Source organism: Vibrio cortegadensis, assembly GCF_024347395.1.
In the GTDB taxonomy this organism is placed as follows: Bacteria; Pseudomonadota; Gammaproteobacteria; order Enterobacterales; family Vibrionaceae; genus Vibrio; species Vibrio cortegadensis.
Genome location: NZ_AP025472.1, coordinates 2,894,918 through 2,915,294, shown reverse-complemented (window position 1 = coordinate 2,915,294; position 20,377 = coordinate 2,894,918). Strand labels below are relative to the sequence as shown.

Sequence of the window (20,377 nt, the reverse complement as noted above, 5' to 3'; positions counted from 1 at the left end):
ATAAACAGGTGCAAATTAAGCATTGATTTAAAAGTTAATAACTTGATCTAGGTTGCAAAGCACACAGCTTTTACAGTTAAATCAGTGTTAGAATAATGGCAAATAAATAGATATAGCTTTAATTGGAAGAACGGAATGACAGAATTAAAAAATGATCGCTATCTACGCGCCTTACTTAAGCAACCTGTAGATTGCACTCCGGTTTGGATGATGCGCCAAGCAGGCCGTTACCTACCAGAATATAAAGCTACGCGTGCACAAGCAGGCGATTTCATGTCTTTGTGTAAAAACGCAGAGCTAGCATCAGAAGTGACGCTTCAGCCTTTGCGTCGTTTCCCTCTTGATGCTGCGATCTTATTCTCAGACATTTTAACCATCCCTGACGCTATGGGACTTGGCCTATACTTTGAAACTGGCGAAGGTCCGAAATTCGAGCGACCAATTACTTGCAAAGCAGATGTAGAAAAAATCGGTGTGCCAGATCCTGAAGGTGAACTTCAGTACGTAATGAATGCAGTACGCCAAATTCGTAAAGATCTAAAAGGCGAAGTGCCTTTGATTGGTTTTTCTGGTAGCCCTTGGACACTAGCGACATACATGGTTGAAGGTAGCAGCTCTAAAGCCTTCACAAAGATCAAAAAAATGATGTATGCAGAGCCAGCAACCTTGCACCTGCTGCTAGATAAACTGGCTGACACGGTTATTGAATACTTAAATGCACAGATTAAAGCAGGCGCTCAGTCGGTGATGGTATTTGATACGTGGGGTGGAGTATTAACGCCTCGTGATTACAATGAGTTCTCACTTCGTTACATGCATAAAATTGTTGATGGACTGATTCGTGAAAACGAAGGTCGCCGTGTTCCAGTTACTTTGTTTACCAAAAATGGTGGCATGTGGTTAGAATCAATTGCGGCAACAGGTTGTGATGCGGTTGGCCTAGATTGGACGATTAACATTGCTGATGCAAAAGCTCGCATTGGTGACAAAGTCGCTCTACAAGGCAATATGGATCCATCGATTCTTTACGCTCAGCCTGAACGTATTCGCCAAGAAGTTAGCTCTATTCTTGAAGGGTTTGGTGATGCAGGAACAGGACATGTTTTCAACTTAGGTCACGGTATCCACTTAGATGTTCCACCTGAGAATGCAGGTGTGTTTGTTGAAGCGGTGCATGACTTATCTAAGCCATACCATAAATAACGAATTGGTTATTTAATTGATTTAAAACGCCGACTTATCACAAGTCGGCGTTTTTATTTATCAGTTCCAAGGGTGGCTAAATGAGTGCGAACATAAGGAAGAACGCTCTGCTCGAACCAGTTATTTTTCTTGAGCCAAATATTAATAGCCCTTATCGAAATCAATTATATTATTGAGTTGGAAGCCATCTCGCCAAAGCTGGTAGTTGTGTGCGAATATATTGACCACCTGACGAGGTTCACTCAAGGCCGCGATATGTGGAGTCACTGTTATCTGATTAAGCTTCCAGAAAGGGTGCGTAGGAGACAGCGGCTCATTTTCAAACACATCCAGAAAAGCATGTTCAATCCAACCGTTTTTTAGTGCCAATAAAAGAGATTTATTATCTAAAGTCTCACCTCGCCCAACATTAAATAGCAACGCTCGTTTGCAGTAACTCAATGTCTCTTCATTTAAGAGTGAACGGGTATTTTCAGTTGCAGGTAACGTATTTACAATAATATCCGCTTGCTGAAAGGCGGCTTTTATTTCATTGATATGGAAAGTGTCTTTAAAGCCAAACTTTTCATTCACACTTAGGTTTTTGGTTGGGATCCCTGTTCGATTTATTCCAATAGTATGCAACCCGAGAGCTGACGCAGTTTGAGCAAGGTGGCTACCAATGGATCCCGTGCCCAGAATAACCATCACTTTTCCGGTCAGTGACTGATAGAAGTGGGGTTGCCATTGCTGTTTGGCTTGTTGCTGGTGGTAGAGAGCAAAATGGCGGTGGTGGCTCATTGAGTAGCCCAATACATATTCTGCTATCGCGGGTCCAAAAATGCCTTTGATGTTCGTTAGCGTATAGTCTTGGCGCAAATCACCCGACACTAAAGCATTAATTCCTGCATAAGTGGATTGGAGCCAATCGAGTTGCGTGAACTCATTGAGTTTAGCCGCTGCAAGTGGGGGAGAAGCGAGTACAATTTCAGCTTGAGCAGGATCCTCACAGATCTCTAAATCGGGTAGAGACTGATTTTGAATGAGTTGTTTATAGGTGTCATCGTGTTCTGTGAGAATATACAGCTTATTCGAGAAATTGTTCATAGGCTTGTCTTTTTTCCCTAAGGTTTATCAAGTACACTTCTGCTGTCCTTTTCTGCAACTATTGAGTCACTATGCTACAGAATCCACTTCAGGTTCGTCTTGAAAAATTTGAACCTTGGCAACAAATTACTTTTATGGCTTGCCTGTGCGAGCGTATGTACCCTAACTATGCCATGTTTTGTGATAATACGAAATTTGCAGAAGCTCGCGTATATCGTGACGTGCTTGATAGTATCTGGGAAATTTTGACGGTCAAAACGGCTAAAGTTAATTTTGAACGTCAATTAGAAAAATTAGAAGAGTTATTTCCAAGCGCTGATGATTTTGATATCTACGCTGTCTATCCTGCAATGGATGCGTGCCAAGGGCTATCTACGTTATTGCATGGATTACTGGATCGTGAACAGCTATTTGACTGCATGATTAAGCTGAGCCAACAATCAGTACTGACGGTTGCTCATTTAGAGCAAGCTCAAGGCGAAGATGAAATCACAAACGACAATCAAAAAGATAATGAAGCGGTTTGTGAGGAGTGGGACGTTCAATGGGCTATTTTCAGACCATTACGTGAAGCGGAAGCTCGTGACATTGAGTTGATCAAAGATTTGCGTCAAGAATTGCGCGATGAACCGTTAAGTAATATCGGTATCACGATCGATTACTAATCACGGAAACCATGTCTAAAACAAAAAAAAGCTCCTCGTAGGAGCTTTTTTTATATTGATGCTATTCGTGATTGTTTTTAGTCTGTTCGTTCTCATTTGAGATGCTGTCGTCGTCATCTCGACTTTCAATCACACCATGCTTGGTTTTCCATACTTCCCAGCGCTGAAACGCGAGTTCCTGCATATCCGTATTTTTATCCGCTTCATCGATAATCTCTTCCCCTAGTAGGTATTCAAAAATATCTTCTAAGGTGATCAAGCCTTGAATTGTTCCGTACTCATCCACGACGAGAGAGAGTTGCAGTCGATTAGCCATCATTTGGTCGAATGCTTTAGGAAGCGCTAAGTTATTGAGCATGACGTGAATCGGGCGCATGACCGCACCGAGTCGCTTCTCACCTTGGCCTAACTGCTGGAGCCTGAATAACTCAAGTCTGTGTACAAACCCGATGATATTGTCTTTCTGCTCGCTGTATATCAAAGGGCGAGAGAATGGTGTGTCTTTATGATGATTAAGAAAATCATTGATGCTTATCTCTGCATCGACCCGAAAAACGACCGTTCTTGGCGTCATGACTTGGGTGACCGGTACTTCTTGGATACCCAGTAAATTACTTAGAATTTTAGATTCACCTTCTGCAAATTCTCCGCTTTCTTTGGCGAGAATTGCCATTGCGGATAATTCATCACGCATTTTGGGCGCTACATGCCCTCGCGCCAAACGTTTGGTGATTTGTTCTGAGAACCATACAAAAGGAGTCAATGCCCATACCATCCAGCGCAGTGTGGTTGCCGTCATTGGAGAGAGTTGACGCCAATAAGTGGCACCGATTGTTTTCGGAACAATTTCAGAAAAAACTAAAATCCCCAGAGTTAACACAGCTGAAAAAACACCAAGCCATTGACTGCCGAAAACAACAGAAGCTTGAGCACCTGCCGTCGCGGCACCAATAGTGTGTGCGATGGTATTTAAAGTTAAGATCGACGCTAATGGTCGGTCAATGTCTGATTTCAGTTTAGATAACGCTTCAGCCGCAGGGTGTTCTTGTTGGCGCAGTTGTGCGATGTAACTAGGGCTGATACTCAGTAATACCGCTTCGAGAACTGAACAGATGAATGACACTCCAATTGCGATGGAGATGTAGATAATTAACAGCAGCATAATGCCTCTATATAAAAATAATTAAGGTCTCAATTGCACACGTTTTCAACGGTTTTACTGCAACTGAGACTCTATAAATTGGTTCTCAAAGCAGTAAAAACAAGGCATGGAGAAGGTTAATAGGTAACAAATTGTGAGTTATTACTCATATTATGGTTAAAAGTACGGCATTGGGACTAAAGATCGATGACAAACCTTTGCCAGATGGGGCATTTATGTTTTAGAGTGAGTTGAATTCGATAACCTATGAGAAGGGAAACCTAATGAACAAGACCCAATTAATCGACTTTATTGCTGAAAAAGCAGACCTTTCTAAAGCACAAGCAAAAGCGGCACTTGAAGCAACTCTTGGTGGCGTAACTGACGCTCTTAAAGAAGGTGACCAAGTCCAACTAATTGGTTTTGGTACATTCAAAGTGAACCATCGCAATGCACGTACTGGCCGTAATCCTAAGACTGGTGATGAGATCCAAATTGCTGCTGCAAATGTTCCTGCGTTTGTTGCTGGTAAAGCACTGAAAGATTCAGTGAAATAATTTAGACTACGCCGAGGTACTTTTATCTCGGCGTGATTCCTTAATGAAAAAACTTCTTTTAGCTTCTGTACTCACTTCTTTCCTACTTGGATGTTCCACGACATCACCACGCCCTAATTTAGATCAGTTTTCAGAGTATTCTGGCGGCCTGTCTATGGGTGATGCAACAAGCTTCTATTGGTACACCGAAAAGTTAACCAAACCAAACACCGCCGCTGATTATGTGAGTGCCGGGGATTACGGTTGGTATAAATCTGATTACCGATGGGATGAAAATCAACTGCGTGAATTCATCCGAGAAGGTCAACAGCTCAGCTTTTCTGACAACGGCTTGGTGCCATATCGCATTCATGTTCGTTTTAATAAAGAAGGTGACGCGATTTATCAGCAATACCGTTTGAATGGAAAAGTATTGCCTTTGCAACGTGAACAATTGCAGCGTTATCAACAAGAGTCGCTCGCTATTATTGATACAACAAAACAGCAGAATAGAGATGGTGTAGAGCTCATTCAAGGTTATTGGGACGGCAGCGAATTTGAAACGTGCTCTGGACGCGAGTTTAATAAATTTGAATTTAATCAAACGTTACCGAGCTTTGTGATAAACCGTTTAGCCTCCATTGATAGCTATGTGGCGTTTTTAGGTAGGCAATCAAATCGTAAGCTTGAAGTGACAGAGTTGTTGATGCTTGCCGATGACGATCACGACTGTATTGAAAGAACATCGTTGCTTGACTAGCAAGAAGATGATTAAGAATTAAAAAAAGGCGCTCATTGAGCGCCTTTTTTGTGTCACATTAACGGGCCGGATTATTTTAGCTCGTTTTCGCGCTCAATCGCACGGTAACCAATGTCATTGCGGTGGAACATGCCGTTCCAGCTTACTTGCTTTGTTAACGCGTAAGCACGTTCCTGAGCTTCAGATACGCTATTTCCCAGAGCGGTAGCACATAGTACTCGTCCCCCGTCGGTGATCACGTCACCAGCAGTGTTATTCGCAGTACCAGCGTGGAAAACCTTTTGGCCTTCAACTTCGCTTGTTGGTAGTGAAATTACATCACCTTTTGCGTAGTCAGCAGGGTAACCGCCAGCCGCAAGAACCACACCGATAGACGCTCGTGGATCCCATTTAGACTCTGCTTCATCGAGTTTCTCGTCGATAGCCATTAGGCAAAGCTCAACAAGATCCGATTCCATACGCATCATGATAGGTTGCGTTTCTGGATCGCCGAAGCGGCAGTTGTATTCGATAACCTTAGGTGTGCCGTCAGCATCGATCATTAGGCCTGCGTAAAGGAAACCGGTGTAAGGTGCACCTTCTGCATCCATGCCACGTACCGTTGGGTAGATAACTTCCTCAAGAATACGGTTATGGATTTCAGGAGTTACTACTGGAGCTGGAGAATAAGCACCCATGCCACCTGTGTTAGGGCCAGTGTCTTTGTCGCCAACACGTTTGTGGTCTTGGCTGGTGGCCATAGGCAGAACGCTAGAACCGTCAACCATTACGATGAAGCTTGCTTCTTCGCCTTCAAGGAACTCTTCGATAACCACGCGGCTGCCTGCTTCGCCAAATGCGTTGCCCGCTAGCATATCTTTGATTGCGTCTTCAGCTTCTTTAAGCGTCATCGCAACGATAACGCCTTTACCCGCCGCAAGACCGTCAGCTTTTACGACGATTGGTGCACCTTGCTCACGTACGTAAGCGATAGCTGGGTCAATCTCAGTGAAGTTTGCGTAATAACCCGTTGGGATGTCATGACGAGCTAGGAAGTCTTTGGTGAATGCTTTAGAGCCTTCAAGCTGTGCCGCCGCTTGAGTTGGGCCAAAGATTGGTAGGCCAACTTCGCGGAATGCATCAACCACACCAATAACCAGTGGCGCTTCAGGGCCAACAATAGTCAGTTCGATTTTTTTCTCTTGAGCAAACGCGACTAAACCTGCGATGTCTTCAACACCGATGTTTACGTTCTCAAGTTTCGGCTCAAGTGCAGTACCTGCGTTACCTGGAGCGATGAATACCGTTTCAACGTTTGGGTTTTGTGCTGCTTTCCAACCTAGTGCGTGCTCACGACCGCCGGCACCAATAATCAATACATTCATTTATTTATCCCTTGATAGCTGCGCCATATTGCTAATCTCTGTGTCGAGCTTGCTCATTTATACTTATAAACTCCGCGAGCTCTCCTTGACCTTATCAATATGGCTTTGCTCTAAAATGAAAATTTCTAAATTAAGAGTATTTCAAATTAGCTAAATTAAATAAGTTTTGCTCAAAGTAGTTGGCGCTTGCGTCATTCAACTATTCGAGGCCGCTTTAAATCAGTGGGAGCGCTAACAGGGCGACAAGCGAGCTTATCCCTATGAGCATAGCCCGCTATGTGATTAGGGTAAGCGAGCGTAGTCAACGCAGTTACCGCCCCAATGATGACAAGAGAATTAGTGGCGGAAGTGACGCATACCAGTAAAGATCATCGCCATGCCATGTTCGTCTGCTGCTGCGATAACTTCATCATCACGCATAGAGCCGCCTGGCTGGATAACACACTTGATGCCCGCGTCTGCTGCCGCGTCGATACCGTCACGGAATGGGAAGAATGCATCCGATGCCATTGCACAGCCTTCAACAACTAGACCTTCGTCAGCCGCTTTGATGCCTGCTATTTTCGCAGAGTAAACGCGGCTCATTTGGCCAGCGCCGACACCAATCGTCATGTCACCTTTCGAGTAAACGATAGCGTTAGACTTAACGTACTTCGCTACTTTCCAGCAGAATAGAGCGTCTTTTAGCTCTTCAGCTGTAGGTTGGCGCTTAGAAACGACTTTTAGGTCGTCTTCAGAAACCATGCCTTGGTCGCGGTCTTGAACTAGCAGGCCGCCGTTAACGCGCTTCACGTCAAAGCCAGTCGTCTTCGTTGTCCACTCACCACACTCAAGTAGGCGAAGGTTTTTCTTAGCCGCAACGATTGCTACTGCTTGTGCAGAAACAGACGGTGCAATGATAACTTCAACGAATTGACGCTCAGTGATAGCCGTTGCCGTAGCTGCGTCTAGTTCACGGTTGAATGCGATGATGCCGCCAAATGCAGACGTTGGGTCTGTTTTGAATGCACGGTCGTAAGCTTCTAGGATGTCTTCACCTAGTGCTACACCACATGGGTTAGCGTGCTTAACGATCACACATGCTGGCTGGTCGAATTCTTTCACACATTCAAGTGCTGCGTCAGTATCAGCGATGTTGTTGTAAGAAAGGGCTTTGCCTTGGATTTGGCGAGCCGTTGAAACTGATGCCTCTTCAGGGTTTGCTTCAACGTAGAATGCGGCTGCTTGGTGGCTGTTCTCACCGTAGCGCATATCTTGTTTCTTCTCGAACTGTTGGTTGAACGTGCGAGGGAATTTCGATTCAGTATCGCCTTCCTTGTTCTCGCCGTAGCTAGGAACCATAGTACCGAAGTAGTTAGCTATCATGCCGTCGTAAGAAGCTGTGTGCTCGAATGCTGCGATAGCGAGGTCGAAGCGAGTCTCTAGCGTTAGAGATTTCTCGTTCGCGTCCATTTCAGCAACAACGCGCTCGTAGTCGTGTGCGTTAACCACGATAGTTACATCTTTGTGGTTTTTCGCTGCAGAGCGAACCATTGTAGGGCCACCGATGTCGATGTTTTCAACAGCGTCAGCGAGGGTACAACCTTCTTTAGCAACGGTTTCTGCGAATGGGTATAGGTTTACCACAACCATATCGATAGGGTTGATACCGTGAGTGGCCATCACGTCATCATCTTGGCCACGACGGCCAAGTACGCCACCGTGAACTTTCGGGTGCAGAGTCTTAACACGGCCATCCATCATTTCAGGGAAACCAGTGTAGTCAGATACTTCTGTCACAGAGATGCCTTTTTCAGCAAGCAGGCGAGCGGTACCGCCTGTCGATAATATATCTACACCACGGTTAGTTAGAGCTTGTGCAAACTCAACGATACCAGTTTTGTCTGATACGCTGATAAGAGCGCGGCGAATAGGGCGAGCGTTATTCATGCTTCCATCTTCCTCAAATTCACGGAGTTAAAGTTAAACTAAAGATATTTGCCAAAAAATGAACCTGTTCTTATTGCATTTTAAAGTCATACATTAAAAACTGGGTTTATTTTGGTAAAGACCTTTTGCGTTAATGGAGTGTATCTGTAACTCAAATTTGATGGCGCACATTCTAACCAATTAATGACATAAAAGCTCGCGCAATCGATTGGCATCTCAAAAATAATTATAAAAAAGTGCATTTAGGCGCTTAAAAGTAACGAAATGGTTAATAGAGGACATTATGTTTCAGATAGGAGAATTGGCAAAACGTTGTGGTGTAAGTACTGATACGCTACGTTTCTATGAGAAAAACCTGTTGCTTCATCCTGCTGGGCGAAGTGAATCTGGGTATCGTCTATATAATGAAAAAAATCAGCAACAAGTTACCTTCATCTTAAAAGCAAAATCTCTAGGGTTAAGTTTGGACGAGATAAAAGAGCTATTAGAGATTAAGTTGGAAGCAACACAGCATAGTTGTGCGGAAGTAAAATCGATCACGTCTTCTAAGCTCGATATGATTGATGAGAAGATTGCAGAATTGACGAAGATCAGAAGTGCATTGAAAAAGATTAATGACGCCTGTTGTGGGCATGTTGACGATGATGCGAGCCACTGTTCTATCTTGGCTGCATTAGAATAATGAGGGTTTTGTCTAGGCTCTTTCGATATTTGACGGCGAGATCAACTACACTGCTATAGTGTGTTTTATTTGGAGCAAAAAATGGCAGATCAAAATGTAGCGCAAATTTTAACGGCGTTTAGCAAAATTGAAGCTCAGCTGACGGCTCAGAATCGCACCTTGTCTGAATTGGCTGGAAAAGTCGATAAGCTTGAAAAGCAAAATATACAGCTGGTTAAGATGATTCAAGAAAAAACACACCTTGATAAATCAATGCAACAGTTAGATGGTGAGGGTAAAGTTGAAGTTACTCGACGCTTAAAGGTGTTGGAAGATAAATCAAAGAAAATTATCGATATGCTACAAGCGGGTGGTATTGGTGGTAAGAAAAGAGCTTGGCCTTAATGAATTCTATTTAGTCTTTGATACTTCAGATAGAATACGTGCCCATTTGTTGTTCAGTTAGTAGACGTGAAAATGAAATTAACGAAAGGTTTTACATTAATCGAGTTGGTTGTTGTGATTGTTGTTTTGGCTATATTAGCCGTTGTCGCTGCGCCAAGGTTTTTATCTATTAATGAAGATGCCGACGTATCCGTGGTTAAAGGTCTTAAAGGTGCATTATCATCATCGTTTGGGATCGCCTATGGAAAGTTGATTGTTGATGAGCATGATGTGACAAATCGCGTAATACTATTGGACCCACGAGATCCGGAAGATGCTTGGTGTAAGCCAATAGCACCAGAGGTTCAATGTTCATTTGCTTATGGCTACCCTTCAAGCCGTGGCACGATTAAATCGGTAACTGAACTTGGTGATGATTGGAATATTAACCAGAGTGGTGGGGATCAAAAAGTATTTAAAATATATCTTAAAAAAGATGCTGATACGACGAGCACCGAAGGTACTTATAGTGATTTTTCACCATTAGCAGGCTCTTGCTATGTTGAATATATCGTGGATTACACACTGGGTTTAGAACTCGATGACCGGATCCGAATAGCAAATAAAAACTGCGGCTAATGTTATACCGTTGATGGTTATTTGTCGCAGTTAGTCTAGTTCACTTTCATTGTTTCATTTACAAAAAAAGCCAAACTATAAATAGCTTGGCTTCAAAGTAAAATAAACAGAAGAACTGTATTAGTTCATGCCGTATTTTTTAAGTTTCTTACGAAGAGTACCACGGTTGATACCCATCATAGTTGCTGCGCGAGTTTGGTTGCCGCGAGTGTATTGCATGATAGTGTCTAGTAGTGGCTGTTCAACTTCTGCCAAAACTAACTCATATAATTCGCTGACTTCCTGACCATTTAATTGAGCAAGATAGTTTTTCAACGATGCTTTAACAGAGTCACGTAGTGGCTTCTGAGTGATTTGATCTTGTGATGTAACTGTAGTCACTGTTAATGCTTCTGAAGTCAGATTTTGTTCGAACATATTTGGTCTAGCTCTTCTCGTAATTATGATGCAACGTTATCAAAATAACCTTCTAACGCTTCAAGTTGCAGCGGTGCTGCTTCTATCGCATTGAAGGTACGGCGAAACTCACTGGCTTGCTCATGCTCTTTTAGATACCAACCCACATGCTTGCGAGCAATGCGAGGGCCTAAGTACTCCCCATAAAATTGGTGAAGTGCGTCAACATGACCAAGTAAAATGCTTTTTACTTCCTCAAGAGGAAGTGCAGGCATCGTGGTACCGTTTACCAAGTAGTGTTGGATTTCCTGAAAAATCCAAGGTCGGCCCTGGGCGGGACGTCCTATCATTAAAGCGTCTGCACCTGTGTACTCCAGCACATACTTCGCTTTCTCAGGACTGTCGATATCACCATTGGCGATAACCGGAATCGAGATAGCTTGTTTAACCGCTTTAATGTTGTCGTATTCGGCCTCTCCTTTGTACATACAAGCTTTTGTGCGCCCATGTAGCGCTAAAGCTTGGATGCCGCAGTCTTCGGCTAATTTCGCAATATGGACACAGTTTCTGTTTTCTGTATCCCAGCCAGTACGGGTTTTCAACGTCACAGGAACATCGACTGCATTGACTACCGCCTTAAGAATATCTTCGATAATCTCTGGATACTGTAGCAAAGCAGAACCGGCTAGCTTTTTATTTACTTTTTTTGCTGGACAACCCATGTTGATATCGATGATTTGCGCACCGTTTTCAACACTAAATTGAGCCGCCTCGGCCATAAGCTGTGGGTCAGCACCTGCAATCTGTACAGAGCGAATGCCCGATTCGCCCTCATGTACCATGCGTTGTTGCGACTTCGATGTTTTCCATACTTTGGGGTTAGAGGACATCATTTCACTGACAGCCATCCCCGCACCATAGCGAAGACATAACTCACGGAACGGTCTATCCGTCACTCCAGCCATAGGGGCCACGATTAGATTGTTCTTAAGTTTATAATTTCCGATTTTCAAAACATCATCACAGTTCTGTACCAGCAAGGGCGCGCATTTTACGCATTTTTTCGCTCCGTGAAAAGACTAATATTTGAGCATTTACAATTTGTTTATGTAATTTGTATAAATTTCAGTCAATTAGGGCGTAAAGTCTTATCTAGCCTTGCTTGTAACCAGATATACGACACCACTCTTGCTGCTCTACTATCGGATCTATGTGAAGCTCATCACGATAATAATTGGCAACATCTTCAGCTTGTGTATCTAAAACACCCGACATGGCAAGTTGACCATTTGGCTTAATTAAGCCTTTGATGATGCCTGAAAGTTCACGCAGTGGACCAGCAAGAATGTTGGCAACGACCACATCAGCAGTGAAATTTTCAGGTTGGTCTTGAGGTAGGAATAGCTCAAGTTGATCGGCAACACCATTGCGTTGTGCATTATCTTTAGAGGCCGTTAATGCTTGAGGATCGATATCGATCCCAACCACTTTTGCCGCACCAAGCTTGATCGCCGCGATCGCAAGGATCCCTGAACCACAACCAAAATCAAGAACCGTTTTTCCTTTTAGGTCTAGGCCCTCTAGCCACTCTAAGCAAAGTGATGTTGTTGGGTGAGTACCTGTACCGAACGCTAAGCCAGGATCAAGCATCACGTTAATCGCATCAGGTTCTGGAACTTCACGCCAGCTAGGGCAGATCCATAAACGCTCACCAAACTTCATTGGGTGGAAGTTTTCCATCCATTCACGTTCCCAATCTTTGTCTTCGAGCTGTTCAACTTTATAAGCGAAACCTGCTTCAAGCATGCCGCTACTCTTGATTTGCGTGATGATGAAGTCTGTATTGGCTTCTGCGTCATATAACGCGACGATATCAGTATCACCCCAAAGTCGAGTCTCACCCGGCAGAGGTTCAAATACAGGCGTATCGTGTGCATCTAAAAAGGTGACAGATAACGCGCCTGTCTCTTCCATTAGCATGTCGCCAATTTGCTCTGCGTTGGCGTTAGTCGCATTAAGTTTGATTTGAATCCAAGGCATGATATTTGCTCTTTCGTTTCACGATGATTGAAAATTTGCTGCAGAGTCTACCAGAGTTCTACACAATTCAGAAAATAGAATAAAAAATGCCCACCGAAGTGAGCATTTTATGCGTTTCATGTTTCAATATTTAATACGTCAGTATCGAACACTTAAGCTTTTGCGTACAAGCTAAAAGTGATTATTGAAGACCAAGTTTTTTCTCAAGGTAGTGGATGTTTGCACCACCGTGTTGGAAATTCTCGTCATTCATAATGGCTTGCTGTAGCGGTACGTTCACGTGAATACCTTCCACAATCATTTCTGAAAGGGCGTTCTTCATGCGAGCGATAGCAACGTCGCGGTTCTCACCGTAAGTGATAAGCTTACCGATCATTGAATCGTAATGTGGCGGTACTGTGTAGCCCGTGTAGATATGAGATTCCCAACGAACGCCCATACCACCTGGAGCGTGGAAGCGTTGAATTTTGCCTGGAGAAGGTAGGAATCGTACAGGATCTTCAGCGTTAATACGGCACTCAATTGAGTGACCACGCAGTTTGATATCATCTTGTGTGAATGATAACGGTTGACCAGCAGCAATGCGTAGTTGCTCTTTTACCAAATCGATACCAGTCACCATTTCAGTGATAGTGTGCTCAACTTGGATACGAGTATTCATTTCGATGAAGTAGAATTCGCCATTTTCGTATAGGAATTCAAATGTGCCAGCACCACGGTAACCAATTTCGATACAAGCACGGGTACAACGCTCACCAATGTATTTACGCATCTCTTCAGTGATGCCTGGTGCCGGAGCTTCTTCCACTACTTTTTGGTGGCGACGTTGCATAGAACAGTCACGTTCACCTAGGTGGATTGCATTACCTTGGCCATCTGCAAGAATTTGAACTTCAATGTGACGAGGGTTTTCTAGGAATTTCTCCATGTAAACCATGTCGTTGTTGAAACATGCTTTTGCTTCAGCACGCGTCATCGCGATAGCTTCTGTCAGTTCTGCTTCAGAACGAACAACACGCATACCACGACCGCCGCCGCCGCCAGATGCTTTAATGATAACTGGGAAGCCGATGCGTTTTGCGTGAGCTTTGTTTTTCGCTTCATCATCGTTAAGAGGGCCGTCTGAACCTGGTACACAAGGAACGCCCGCTTTCTTCATTGATGTGATAGCCGATACTTTGTCGCCCATCATGCGGATGGTTTCCGCTTTAGGGCCAACAAAGATAAAGCCAGAGCGTTCTACTTGCTCTGCAAAATCTGCGTTTTCAGATAGGAAGCCGTAGCCTGGGTGAACCGCAACCGCACCAGTTACTTCCGCTGCACTAATAATGCGAGGAATGTTCAGGTAGCTGTCGATACCGCGAGCAGGACCAATACAGATGGTTTCGTCAGCAAGAAGTACGTGTTTTAAATCACGGTCAGCAGTTGAGTGTACCGCAACGGTTTTAATACCAAGCTCTTTACATGCACGCAAAATACGTAGCGCAATTTCGCCACGGTTTGCGATAACTAATTTATCTAACATATCGAGTGACCTCTATTATTCGATCACAACAAGTGGTTGATCAAATTCAACGGGTTGGCCATCTTCAACAAGAATTGCAACCACAACACCAGATTTATCGGCTTCGATTTGGTTCATCATTTTCATCGCTTCAACGATGCAAAGAGTTTCGCCAGCAGTAACTTGTTGGCCTACTTTTACGAATGGTTTTGCATCAGGGCTTGAAGCACCGTAGAAAGTACCAACCATTGGCGAAAGAACTTGGTGTCCTGCTGGTGCAGCTGGAGCTGATTCTTCTGCTGTTGCTGCAACTGGTGCCGCGGCTACTGGTGCTGCTACAGGAGCGGCCATCGGTGCTGCTGCGTATTGGATTGGAGCTGGTGCACCAGTGTGGTTACGACTGATTCGTACCGACTCTTCACCTTCAGAGATTTCAAGTTCAGCAATACCAGACTCTTCTACTAGTTCGATAAGTTTTTTGATTTTACGAATATCCATCTTTTCTTTCTCTTTGTCTTGTTAAGTGACCTAAACTCTATGACCGAGTAGGTAAGTATTAGTTCTATCTATTCATATGTAATGAATAGATTACTTTGACTGGAGCTTGTTCAGCGCCGCAGCCAAAGCGAATTGATAACCTTGCGCGCCTAATCCACAAATAACGCCTTCTGCTTTATCGGATAGATATGAGTGATGGCGGAATGGTTCACGTGCATGAACATTGGATAAGTGCACTTCAATAAATGGGATCGCAACCCCGAGCAATGCATCACGTAGTGCTACGCTCGTATGAGTAAAAGCGGCAGGGTTGATGATGATAAAATCAACCTTTTGGTATGCGGCATGGATTGCTTCGATCAGTTCATATTCACGATTTGATTGCAGGTGGGTTAACTCCACCTCGGCTTCCTTGGCTTGTTCTGACAGGGCCGTCACTATTTGATCTAACGTTTGAGAACCGTAATGTGCGGGCTCTCTTAAACCGAGTAGATTAAGATTTGGGCCATTCAGAAGTAGAATGCTTAACTTTGCAGGCATCTTGGGCTTATCTTCCTTTATCGTGAAACGAATACCAATATTCCCATATTATTTACAAATCAGCGTTAATTTCTAGTGAAAAAAACACTGATTTTTAAATTTAGAACCAGATTATAGCTAATTCAGCGCAAATGGCAGCAATTTACTGGTCTTATCTCTCTGTTAGGGGGATGGTTTTTGTAACCAAGTTAACAAAAATGGTCGTTATCCTGCCATTTAATACGGATATTTGTGAGCTGGAATGGATCAAAAAAGCCGCCAATACGCTGGCGGCTTGTGATTAATTAAATGTCTTAGGCAAGTTCTGCTTTTTCAGCAATCAGCTTATCAACAACACTCGGGTCGGCAAGGGTGGATGTATCTCCGAGGTTACTGGTGTCTCCGGTAGCGATTTTACGCAGAATACGACGCATGATTTTACCTGAACGTGTTTTTGGTAAGGAGTCAGTCCAATGCAGTACGTCTGGCGTAGCTATCGGGCCAATCTCCTTACGAACCCAATCTTTGACTTCTTTATGCAGCTCTGCACTTGGGAATTCACCATCATTAAGAGTGATGTAAGCGTAGATGGCTTGGCCTTTTATGTCATGTGGCACACCAACAATCGCAGCTTCAGCAATTTTATCGAATGCAACGAGCGCGGATTCGACTTCTGCGGTTCCCATTCGGTGACCTGATACGTTGAGAACATCATCCACACGACCGGTGATCCAGTAGTAACCGTCTTCATCTCGTTTTGCACCGTCACTGGTGAAGTACATGCCCTTGAAGGTTGAGAAGTAGGTCTGTTCGAAGCGCTCGTGATCGCCATAAACGGTACGCATTTGGCCTGGCCATGAATCGAGAATAACCAGGTTACCTTCAGCGGCGCCATCAATGATATTCCCCATATTATCGACTAACGCCGGTTGTACACCGAAGAATGGGCGAGTGGCTGACCCCGGTTTTAGGTCGGTTGCTCCTGGTAGTGGGGCAATGAGGATCCCGCCTGTTTCTGTTTGCCACCAAGTATCAACAATCGGTGAATTTTCATTACCTATGGTTTTGTAGTACCACTCCCATGCTTCAGGGTTAATCGGTTCACCAACCGATCCCATGATGCGTAAGCTACTACGTGAGGTATCTTCAACCGCTTCGTTACCTTTCGCCATTAATGCTCGGATAGCAGTCGGCGCAGTATAAAGAATATTTACTTGGTGTTTATCGACCACTTTACTCATGCGATTGGTGTTCGGGTAATTAGGAACACCTTCAAACAGAATGGTTTTCGCCCCGTTGGCAAGTGGGCCATAAATGAGATAAGTATGCCCTGTAATCCAACCCACATCGGCGGTACACCAGAACACTTCGCCTGGCTGGTAGTCAAAGACATATTTGAATGTCATTGTGGCATAGACGAGGTATCCACCTGTGGTATGCAGCACGCCTTTAGGTTTGCCTGTTGAGCCGGATGTGTAGAGGATGAATAGTGGATCTTCCGCTTTCATCTCTTCTGGGGGGCAAATTTCAGAAACCGTTGATGTTGCTTCATGCCACCATACATCACGATGATCGTGCCATTCCACATCACCGCCAGTACGTTTGAATACGATGACCTTATCAATGGTTTTTACATCAGGGTTGGTCAGCGCTTCATCGACGTTTTTCTTCAGAGGTACTGCTCGTCCACCACGAACACCTTCATCCGCAGTGACGACAATTTTTGAATTCGAGTCAATGATACGACCAGAAAGTGCTTCAGGTGAGAACCCGCCAAATACGACGGTATGGACTGCGCCAATACGAGTACAAGCTAACATTGCGACAGCCGCTTCGGGCACCATTGGCATGTAAAGACAAACGACGTCACCTTTACGAACTCCTTGCTCTTTGAGAGCGTTTGAGAACAGGCACACTTCTTTGTGAAGTTGATTAAAGGTTAGGGTTTTATCATCGGCTGGGTCATCGCCTTCCCAAATAATCGCCACTTCATCACCGCGTTCCGCTAGGTGGCGATCAATACAGTTGGCTGACACATTGAGTGTACCGTCATCAAACCAGCGAATATCAACATGACCCGTATCGAAAGACGTACTTTTTACGTGAGTAAAGGGTTTAATCCAGTCTACTATTTTCCCGTGTTCGCCCCAGAATCCTTCTGGATCTGAAACGGATTGCTGGTACATCGCTAGGTAGGTATCTTCATCGGCGTGGGTTTGCGCTTTGATGTTCTCTTTTACTGGATAAATATGGGCTTCACTCATTGCATCTCTCCTTGTGCCTTGATCTTTTATCTTCTGGGCAAATTCCGTTTAGGCGTTGTTGTGATTGTTTGATATTGAATACCGCTATGCCTATAACTCTCTGCCAGTAGGCGAGTTTCTACAATTAGACTTTAGGATGAGTGTGAGATTTATGCTTAATTATCGGGAGGTTAACTAGGTTATAAATGAGAGGTTGATCGGCTCCTGCGGGTTTTAGTTGGCAGATAGGGTTAATGTTTAAAGTAAGCTGATGTGAATTCGGGTAAGTCACCTTTGGTCAGGCGAACAAAAACCAGTGCGGCAGATATCGCATCTTGTAGTGCGTCATGTTTGTCTTGAATGGGTAACTGAAGGTGATTACAGATCGCATCTAAGCTTAAGTCGATATAGGCATTTGGCAGCCGCTTTTCGAGCTGATCATGATAGATTTGACTGACTTCAATCAACTGATTGGGGAGGGGGAAGCCGAGTTGTTTTTTACACGCGATATCGAGAATCGTTTTATCGTAGCGGATGTGATAACCGACAAGCGGTCGATTGCCGATAAAGGCGAGTAGTTTTTCTAAGGCTTGTTTTTCACTGACGCCATCGAGAAGATCTTGATGGCGTATTTTGTGAATCTTTACTGAGCCAGAATCTAGCGATTGTGGGGCTCTTAAACGAACTTCAAAAGGTTGACTGGTGATGATCCGGTTATCGATAATTTTAGTGGCGGCAATGGTGACGAGTTCGGCTCGCTTGGGATCTAAGCTGGTCGTTTCACAATCTAAAGAGACAAACTCGCCTTGTTGTGGCGCAGCGAATAGCGACTGATAAGCGGAGCCTTGCAGTTTATAGTGCCACCATTTTCGAGAGAGCCAGTTCATTGGTTTAATCTCTCACTTGGTAGTGATAGCCAAGCCATTGCTTAAACTTTTTGACCACATGCAAGCTGTGGCGAAGCAAATCACGTTCGGTTCGCTCTAATAGCTTAATGTCGATTTTATTGCCGCTATGTTGTTCTGAAAGTTGCTGAGCCAGACGTAGCTTAAAGAACTGTTTGAGAGCTTCACTGAGATTGTCCGCGGTCTCTTGCTCCAATACTTTTTGTTGGACTAAAGCGTCGATACGTTCAAATGTGTTATTCACCCTGATTTTGTGCTCTAAACTCAAAGCCCGAACACCATGAACAATCGGAAAAATACCCCCTTGCTTGATATCGACGCCTGATTTTGATTTTTTCACATTGCCAAAGAGGGTGAGTGGCACGGAGAAATTTAAGGCAGGGCGAATAAACTCCATGAGGATTAGCTCTTGATCCGCCATGAGTTCACTTAAATGCGTTTTAATCGGTGCTAAGAGCTCTCTATTTCCCGCCACGGCATGAGCGTCGGCGACAATTGCAATATCCATCACTTGCTCTGAACGCGCCTTTTTTACCCATTTTGACAGTGTCGACTTCCATTCTGTTTGGCTCTTCACCCACTTTTCGTTATTCACCATGACATTACCGGGGCAGAGTGGGTAACCAAGCTGTTGCAGCGTGTGGGTTAAAGTATTCATGACCGATTCACACTGTTGCCACTGTAATCCATCTTTAAGGATGAGCGCATTGTCTTGGTCGGTTTTGATGATCTGCTCGCCGCGACCTTCGGAACCAAGCACGATAAGGCAGCACTGATCATGCAGAGCTGGTGGAACCACGAGTTCGAATGCTTTCTCTATGATCTGCTCATTGACCGCCGAGATGAGTTGCATGATGAAGCGAGTACGTATGCCATTGCCCAATAAACTTTCAACCAATTGTCGTTGTTTATTGGAAGCCAGTGCAAGCTCTTCAACGCTGGATGCTCGTGCAATCGTCAGGCTTAGCACGTGCGAATGGGTAGAGAATGAACTCAATATTTGAGTCATATCGAGCATGCCGACCGCTTCATTTCCATCGCATACCATCACGCGTTTCATGCGGTTACGAGTCATGGTGATCATGGCGTTAAATAGGAAATCACCATCATCGACATGAAAGACAGGGAAGGTGGCGATTTGACTGACGGGCGTATCGAGTGGACGTTGATCTAGCATGACCGCATGCAACATATTGGTCCGAGTCACGATCGCATAAGGGTGAAGGGTTGGGTTCTCTATGCGTCGAGGGTCGTCTTCAGACAGTTGAACAAGTGCTGAATCTAAAGCGTGCTCTTTTAGCTGCTTGGTGACGTCATTGATCGGCTGATCTGGTTGCAAAATCATTGGGGGGTGATAAATGCTGGCATCCACTTTGGTTAGAATGAATTCAGCAAGATTTTGCTGTTGCTGAGCCGATTCAATTAATGCTTGTCGCTTGGCTAAGTTGTTATCAAAATAGGCGGCAAACTGGCCGTTTTGATTATAGAGATCAATGAATACCTCTTTGGACAGTAAATAGCACAGCGTATCTTCTAGGGTGATGTATTGGTGTTTGGTGTGAGAATCAAATAGCGCACGAACATCAAACATATCGTCGTTAGCGTAGTGAGCGAAAACCTCTTTGCCATCTGCAGATCGCTCTTCTACGGCCCCTTTAATTAAAATATAAAGGTAATGGGACGGCTGCTCGGCGGCGATGATGGTCTCTTTATCTCGGTAGTAAGCGACATCTAATGAAGCGCGTAGCGTTCGCTGCTGCTTTTCTGTGAGTCGGTCAAAAGGAGGCGCTTGCATATTGAATTTTTCAGGCATAGCAGAGTTCACTTACATTAAGAGGCTGACTCTAGTGTGGCAAAATACCGTTTAACCTCCAGACGACTTTGGTCTAATAACGAAATTTGTT

The 20,377-nt window shown here is 44.3% G+C and carries 20 protein-coding genes; 7 read left to right on the top strand and 13 right to left on the bottom strand.

Going from position 1 to position 20,377, the window contains the following annotated elements; all coding sequences use genetic code 11:
- Positions 1–135: 135 nt before the first annotated feature.
- Positions 136–1,203, top strand: a complete 1,068-nt coding sequence (gene hemE, locus OCV39_RS13560) for a uroporphyrinogen decarboxylase (protein ID WP_017053186.1) — start codon at positions 136–138, stop codon at positions 1,201–1,203.
- Positions 1,204–1,344: 141 nt separating this feature from the next.
- Here the strand turns inward: hemE and OCV39_RS13555 are convergent, their stop codons facing one another.
- Complete coding sequence (locus OCV39_RS13555) at positions 1,345–2,289, bottom strand: D-2-hydroxyacid dehydrogenase (protein WP_261888621.1); 945 nt, start codon at positions 2,287–2,289, stop codon at positions 1,345–1,347.
- A gap of 71 nt (positions 2,290–2,360) precedes the next feature.
- On the opposite strand from OCV39_RS13555, the gene OCV39_RS13550 reads away from it, so the two are divergent.
- Positions 2,361–2,954 carry a YjaG family protein gene (locus OCV39_RS13550; protein WP_113795403.1) on the top strand — a complete coding sequence of 198 codons (594 nt, stop codon included), beginning with the start codon at positions 2,361–2,363 and terminating at the stop codon, positions 2,952–2,954.
- A gap of 61 nt (positions 2,955–3,015) precedes the next feature.
- Here OCV39_RS13550 and OCV39_RS13545 read toward each other — a convergent pair whose 3' ends face one another.
- Positions 3,016–4,116 (bottom strand): CNNM domain-containing protein, encoded by a 1,101-nt coding sequence (locus OCV39_RS13545; RefSeq protein ID WP_171757088.1) that lies wholly within the window; start codon positions 4,114–4,116, stop codon positions 3,016–3,018.
- A gap of 263 nt (positions 4,117–4,379) precedes the next feature.
- Between OCV39_RS13545 and hupA the strand changes: the two genes are divergently transcribed.
- Together hupA and OCV39_RS13535 are read left to right on the top strand one after the other, a co-directional pair.
- Complete coding sequence (hupA, locus tag OCV39_RS13540; protein ID WP_017053190.1) at positions 4,380–4,652, top strand: nucleoid-associated protein HU-alpha; 273 nt, start codon at positions 4,380–4,382, stop codon at positions 4,650–4,652.
- Positions 4,653–4,695: 43 nt separating this feature from the next.
- Positions 4,696–5,391, top strand: coding sequence for a DUF1481 domain-containing protein (locus tag OCV39_RS13535; protein WP_017053191.1), 696 nt, complete (start codon positions 4,696–4,698; stop codon positions 5,389–5,391).
- 71 nt (positions 5,392–5,462) lie between these two features.
- Here OCV39_RS13535 and purD read toward each other — a convergent pair whose 3' ends face one another.
- Entirely contained in the window at positions 5,463–6,755 is a 1,293-nt protein-coding gene (purD, locus tag OCV39_RS13530) for a phosphoribosylamine--glycine ligase (RefSeq protein WP_261888620.1), read from the bottom strand.
- A 336-nt stretch (positions 6,756–7,091) separates the two neighbouring features.
- Positions 7,092–8,684, bottom strand: coding sequence for a bifunctional phosphoribosylaminoimidazolecarboxamide formyltransferase/IMP cyclohydrolase (gene purH, locus OCV39_RS13525; RefSeq protein WP_261888619.1), 1,593 nt, complete (start codon positions 8,682–8,684; stop codon positions 7,092–7,094).
- 283 nt (positions 8,685–8,967) lie between these two features.
- On the opposite strand from purH, the gene zntR reads away from it, so the two are divergent.
- From zntR to OCV39_RS21120, 3 genes are all read left to right on the top strand, one after another.
- The gene (zntR, locus tag OCV39_RS13520) at positions 8,968–9,366 is read left to right on the top strand and encodes a Zn(2+)-responsive transcriptional regulator (protein WP_261888618.1); all 399 of its coding nucleotides are present in this window, start codon (positions 8,968–8,970) and stop codon (positions 9,364–9,366) included.
- A gap of 81 nt (positions 9,367–9,447) precedes the next feature.
- On the top strand, positions 9,448–9,750 hold the full coding sequence (locus OCV39_RS13515) for a hypothetical protein (protein WP_113795407.1): 303 nt from the start codon (positions 9,448–9,450) through the stop codon (positions 9,748–9,750).
- A 72-nt stretch (positions 9,751–9,822) separates the two neighbouring features.
- A complete protein-coding gene (locus OCV39_RS21120) occupies positions 9,823–10,368 on the top strand; it encodes a prepilin-type N-terminal cleavage/methylation domain-containing protein (protein ID WP_290268837.1) in 546 nt (181 codons plus the stop codon).
- Between the two features lie 120 nt (positions 10,369–10,488).
- Here the strand turns inward: OCV39_RS21120 and fis are convergent, their stop codons facing one another.
- The 9 genes from fis to OCV39_RS13465 form a co-directional block, all read right to left on the bottom strand.
- Complete coding sequence (gene fis / locus OCV39_RS13505) at positions 10,489–10,785, bottom strand: DNA-binding transcriptional regulator Fis (protein WP_004729744.1); 297 nt, start codon at positions 10,783–10,785, stop codon at positions 10,489–10,491.
- 23 nt (positions 10,786–10,808) lie between these two features.
- Positions 10,809–11,777 (bottom strand): tRNA dihydrouridine synthase DusB, encoded by a 969-nt coding sequence (dusB, locus tag OCV39_RS13500; RefSeq protein ID WP_040887248.1) that lies wholly within the window; start codon positions 11,775–11,777, stop codon positions 10,809–10,811.
- Between the two features lie 139 nt (positions 11,778–11,916).
- Positions 11,917–12,804: a 50S ribosomal protein L11 methyltransferase gene (gene prmA, locus OCV39_RS13495; RefSeq protein WP_261888617.1), complete on the bottom strand. Its 888-nt coding sequence runs from the start codon at positions 12,802–12,804 to the stop codon at positions 11,917–11,919.
- A gap of 181 nt (positions 12,805–12,985) precedes the next feature.
- Positions 12,986–14,329 carry an acetyl-CoA carboxylase biotin carboxylase subunit gene (accC, locus tag OCV39_RS13490; protein WP_113795411.1) on the bottom strand — a complete coding sequence of 448 codons (1,344 nt, stop codon included), beginning with the start codon at positions 14,327–14,329 and terminating at the stop codon, positions 12,986–12,988.
- 15 nt (positions 14,330–14,344) lie between these two features.
- Entirely contained in the window at positions 14,345–14,806 is a 462-nt protein-coding gene (accB, locus tag OCV39_RS13485; RefSeq protein ID WP_113795412.1) for an acetyl-CoA carboxylase biotin carboxyl carrier protein, read from the bottom strand.
- 90 nt (positions 14,807–14,896) lie between these two features.
- On the bottom strand, positions 14,897–15,346 hold the full coding sequence (gene aroQ / locus OCV39_RS13480) for a type II 3-dehydroquinate dehydratase (protein ID WP_113795413.1): 450 nt from the start codon (positions 15,344–15,346) through the stop codon (positions 14,897–14,899).
- 293 nt (positions 15,347–15,639) lie between these two features.
- On the bottom strand, positions 15,640–17,589 hold the full coding sequence (gene acs, locus OCV39_RS13475; RefSeq protein ID WP_017053201.1) for an acetate--CoA ligase: 1,950 nt from the start codon (positions 17,587–17,589) through the stop codon (positions 15,640–15,642).
- 230 nt (positions 17,590–17,819) lie between these two features.
- Positions 17,820–18,455, bottom strand: a complete 636-nt coding sequence (locus OCV39_RS13470; protein WP_017053202.1) for a 3'-5' exonuclease — start codon at positions 18,453–18,455, stop codon at positions 17,820–17,822.
- Between the two features lie 4 nt (positions 18,456–18,459).
- Entirely contained in the window at positions 18,460–20,286 is a 1,827-nt protein-coding gene (locus OCV39_RS13465) for a DUF294 nucleotidyltransferase-like domain-containing protein (RefSeq protein WP_261888616.1), read from the bottom strand.
- Positions 20,287–20,377 lie beyond the last annotated feature (91 nt).

Coding starts and splice junctions, on each gene's coding strand:
- aroQ (WP_113795413.1), bottom strand. CDS start 15,346: ATGCCTGCAAAGTTAAGCATTCTACTTCTGAATGGCCCAAATCTTAAT.
- fis (WP_004729744.1), bottom strand. CDS start 10,785: ATGTTCGAACAAAATCTGACTTCAGAAGCATTAACAGTGACTACAGTT.
- purH (WP_261888619.1), bottom strand. CDS start 8,684: ATGAATAACGCTCGCCCTATTCGCCGCGCTCTTATCAGCGTATCAGAC.
- OCV39_RS13545 (WP_171757088.1), bottom strand. CDS start 4,116: ATGCTGCTGTTAATTATCTACATCTCCATCGCAATTGGAGTGTCATTC.
- acs (WP_017053201.1), bottom strand. CDS start 17,589: ATGAGTGAAGCCCATATTTATCCAGTAAAAGAGAACATCAAAGCGCAA.
- OCV39_RS13515 (WP_113795407.1), top strand. CDS start 9,448: ATGGCAGATCAAAATGTAGCGCAAATTTTAACGGCGTTTAGCAAAATT.
- accB (WP_113795412.1), bottom strand. CDS start 14,806: ATGGATATTCGTAAAATCAAAAAACTTATCGAACTAGTAGAAGAGTCT.
- accC (WP_113795411.1), bottom strand. CDS start 14,329: ATGTTAGATAAATTAGTTATCGCAAACCGTGGCGAAATTGCGCTACGT.
- hupA (WP_017053190.1), top strand. CDS start 4,380: ATGAACAAGACCCAATTAATCGACTTTATTGCTGAAAAAGCAGACCTT.
- OCV39_RS13465 (WP_261888616.1), bottom strand. CDS start 20,286: ATGCCTGAAAAATTCAATATGCAAGCGCCTCCTTTTGACCGACTCACA.
- OCV39_RS13535 (WP_017053191.1), top strand. CDS start 4,696: ATGAAAAAACTTCTTTTAGCTTCTGTACTCACTTCTTTCCTACTTGGA.
- OCV39_RS13555 (WP_261888621.1), bottom strand. CDS start 2,289: ATGAACAATTTCTCGAATAAGCTGTATATTCTCACAGAACACGATGAC.
- prmA (WP_261888617.1), bottom strand. CDS start 12,804: ATGCCTTGGATTCAAATCAAACTTAATGCGACTAACGCCAACGCAGAG.
- OCV39_RS13470 (WP_017053202.1), bottom strand. CDS start 18,455: ATGAACTGGCTCTCTCGAAAATGGTGGCACTATAAACTGCAAGGCTCC.
- purD (WP_261888620.1), bottom strand. CDS start 6,755: ATGAATGTATTGATTATTGGTGCCGGCGGTCGTGAGCACGCACTAGGT.
- zntR (WP_261888618.1), top strand. CDS start 8,968: ATGTTTCAGATAGGAGAATTGGCAAAACGTTGTGGTGTAAGTACTGAT.
- OCV39_RS13550 (WP_113795403.1), top strand. CDS start 2,361: ATGCTACAGAATCCACTTCAGGTTCGTCTTGAAAAATTTGAACCTTGG.
- OCV39_RS21120 (WP_290268837.1), top strand. CDS start 9,823: ATGAAATTAACGAAAGGTTTTACATTAATCGAGTTGGTTGTTGTGATT.
- hemE (WP_017053186.1), top strand. CDS start 136: ATGACAGAATTAAAAAATGATCGCTATCTACGCGCCTTACTTAAGCAA.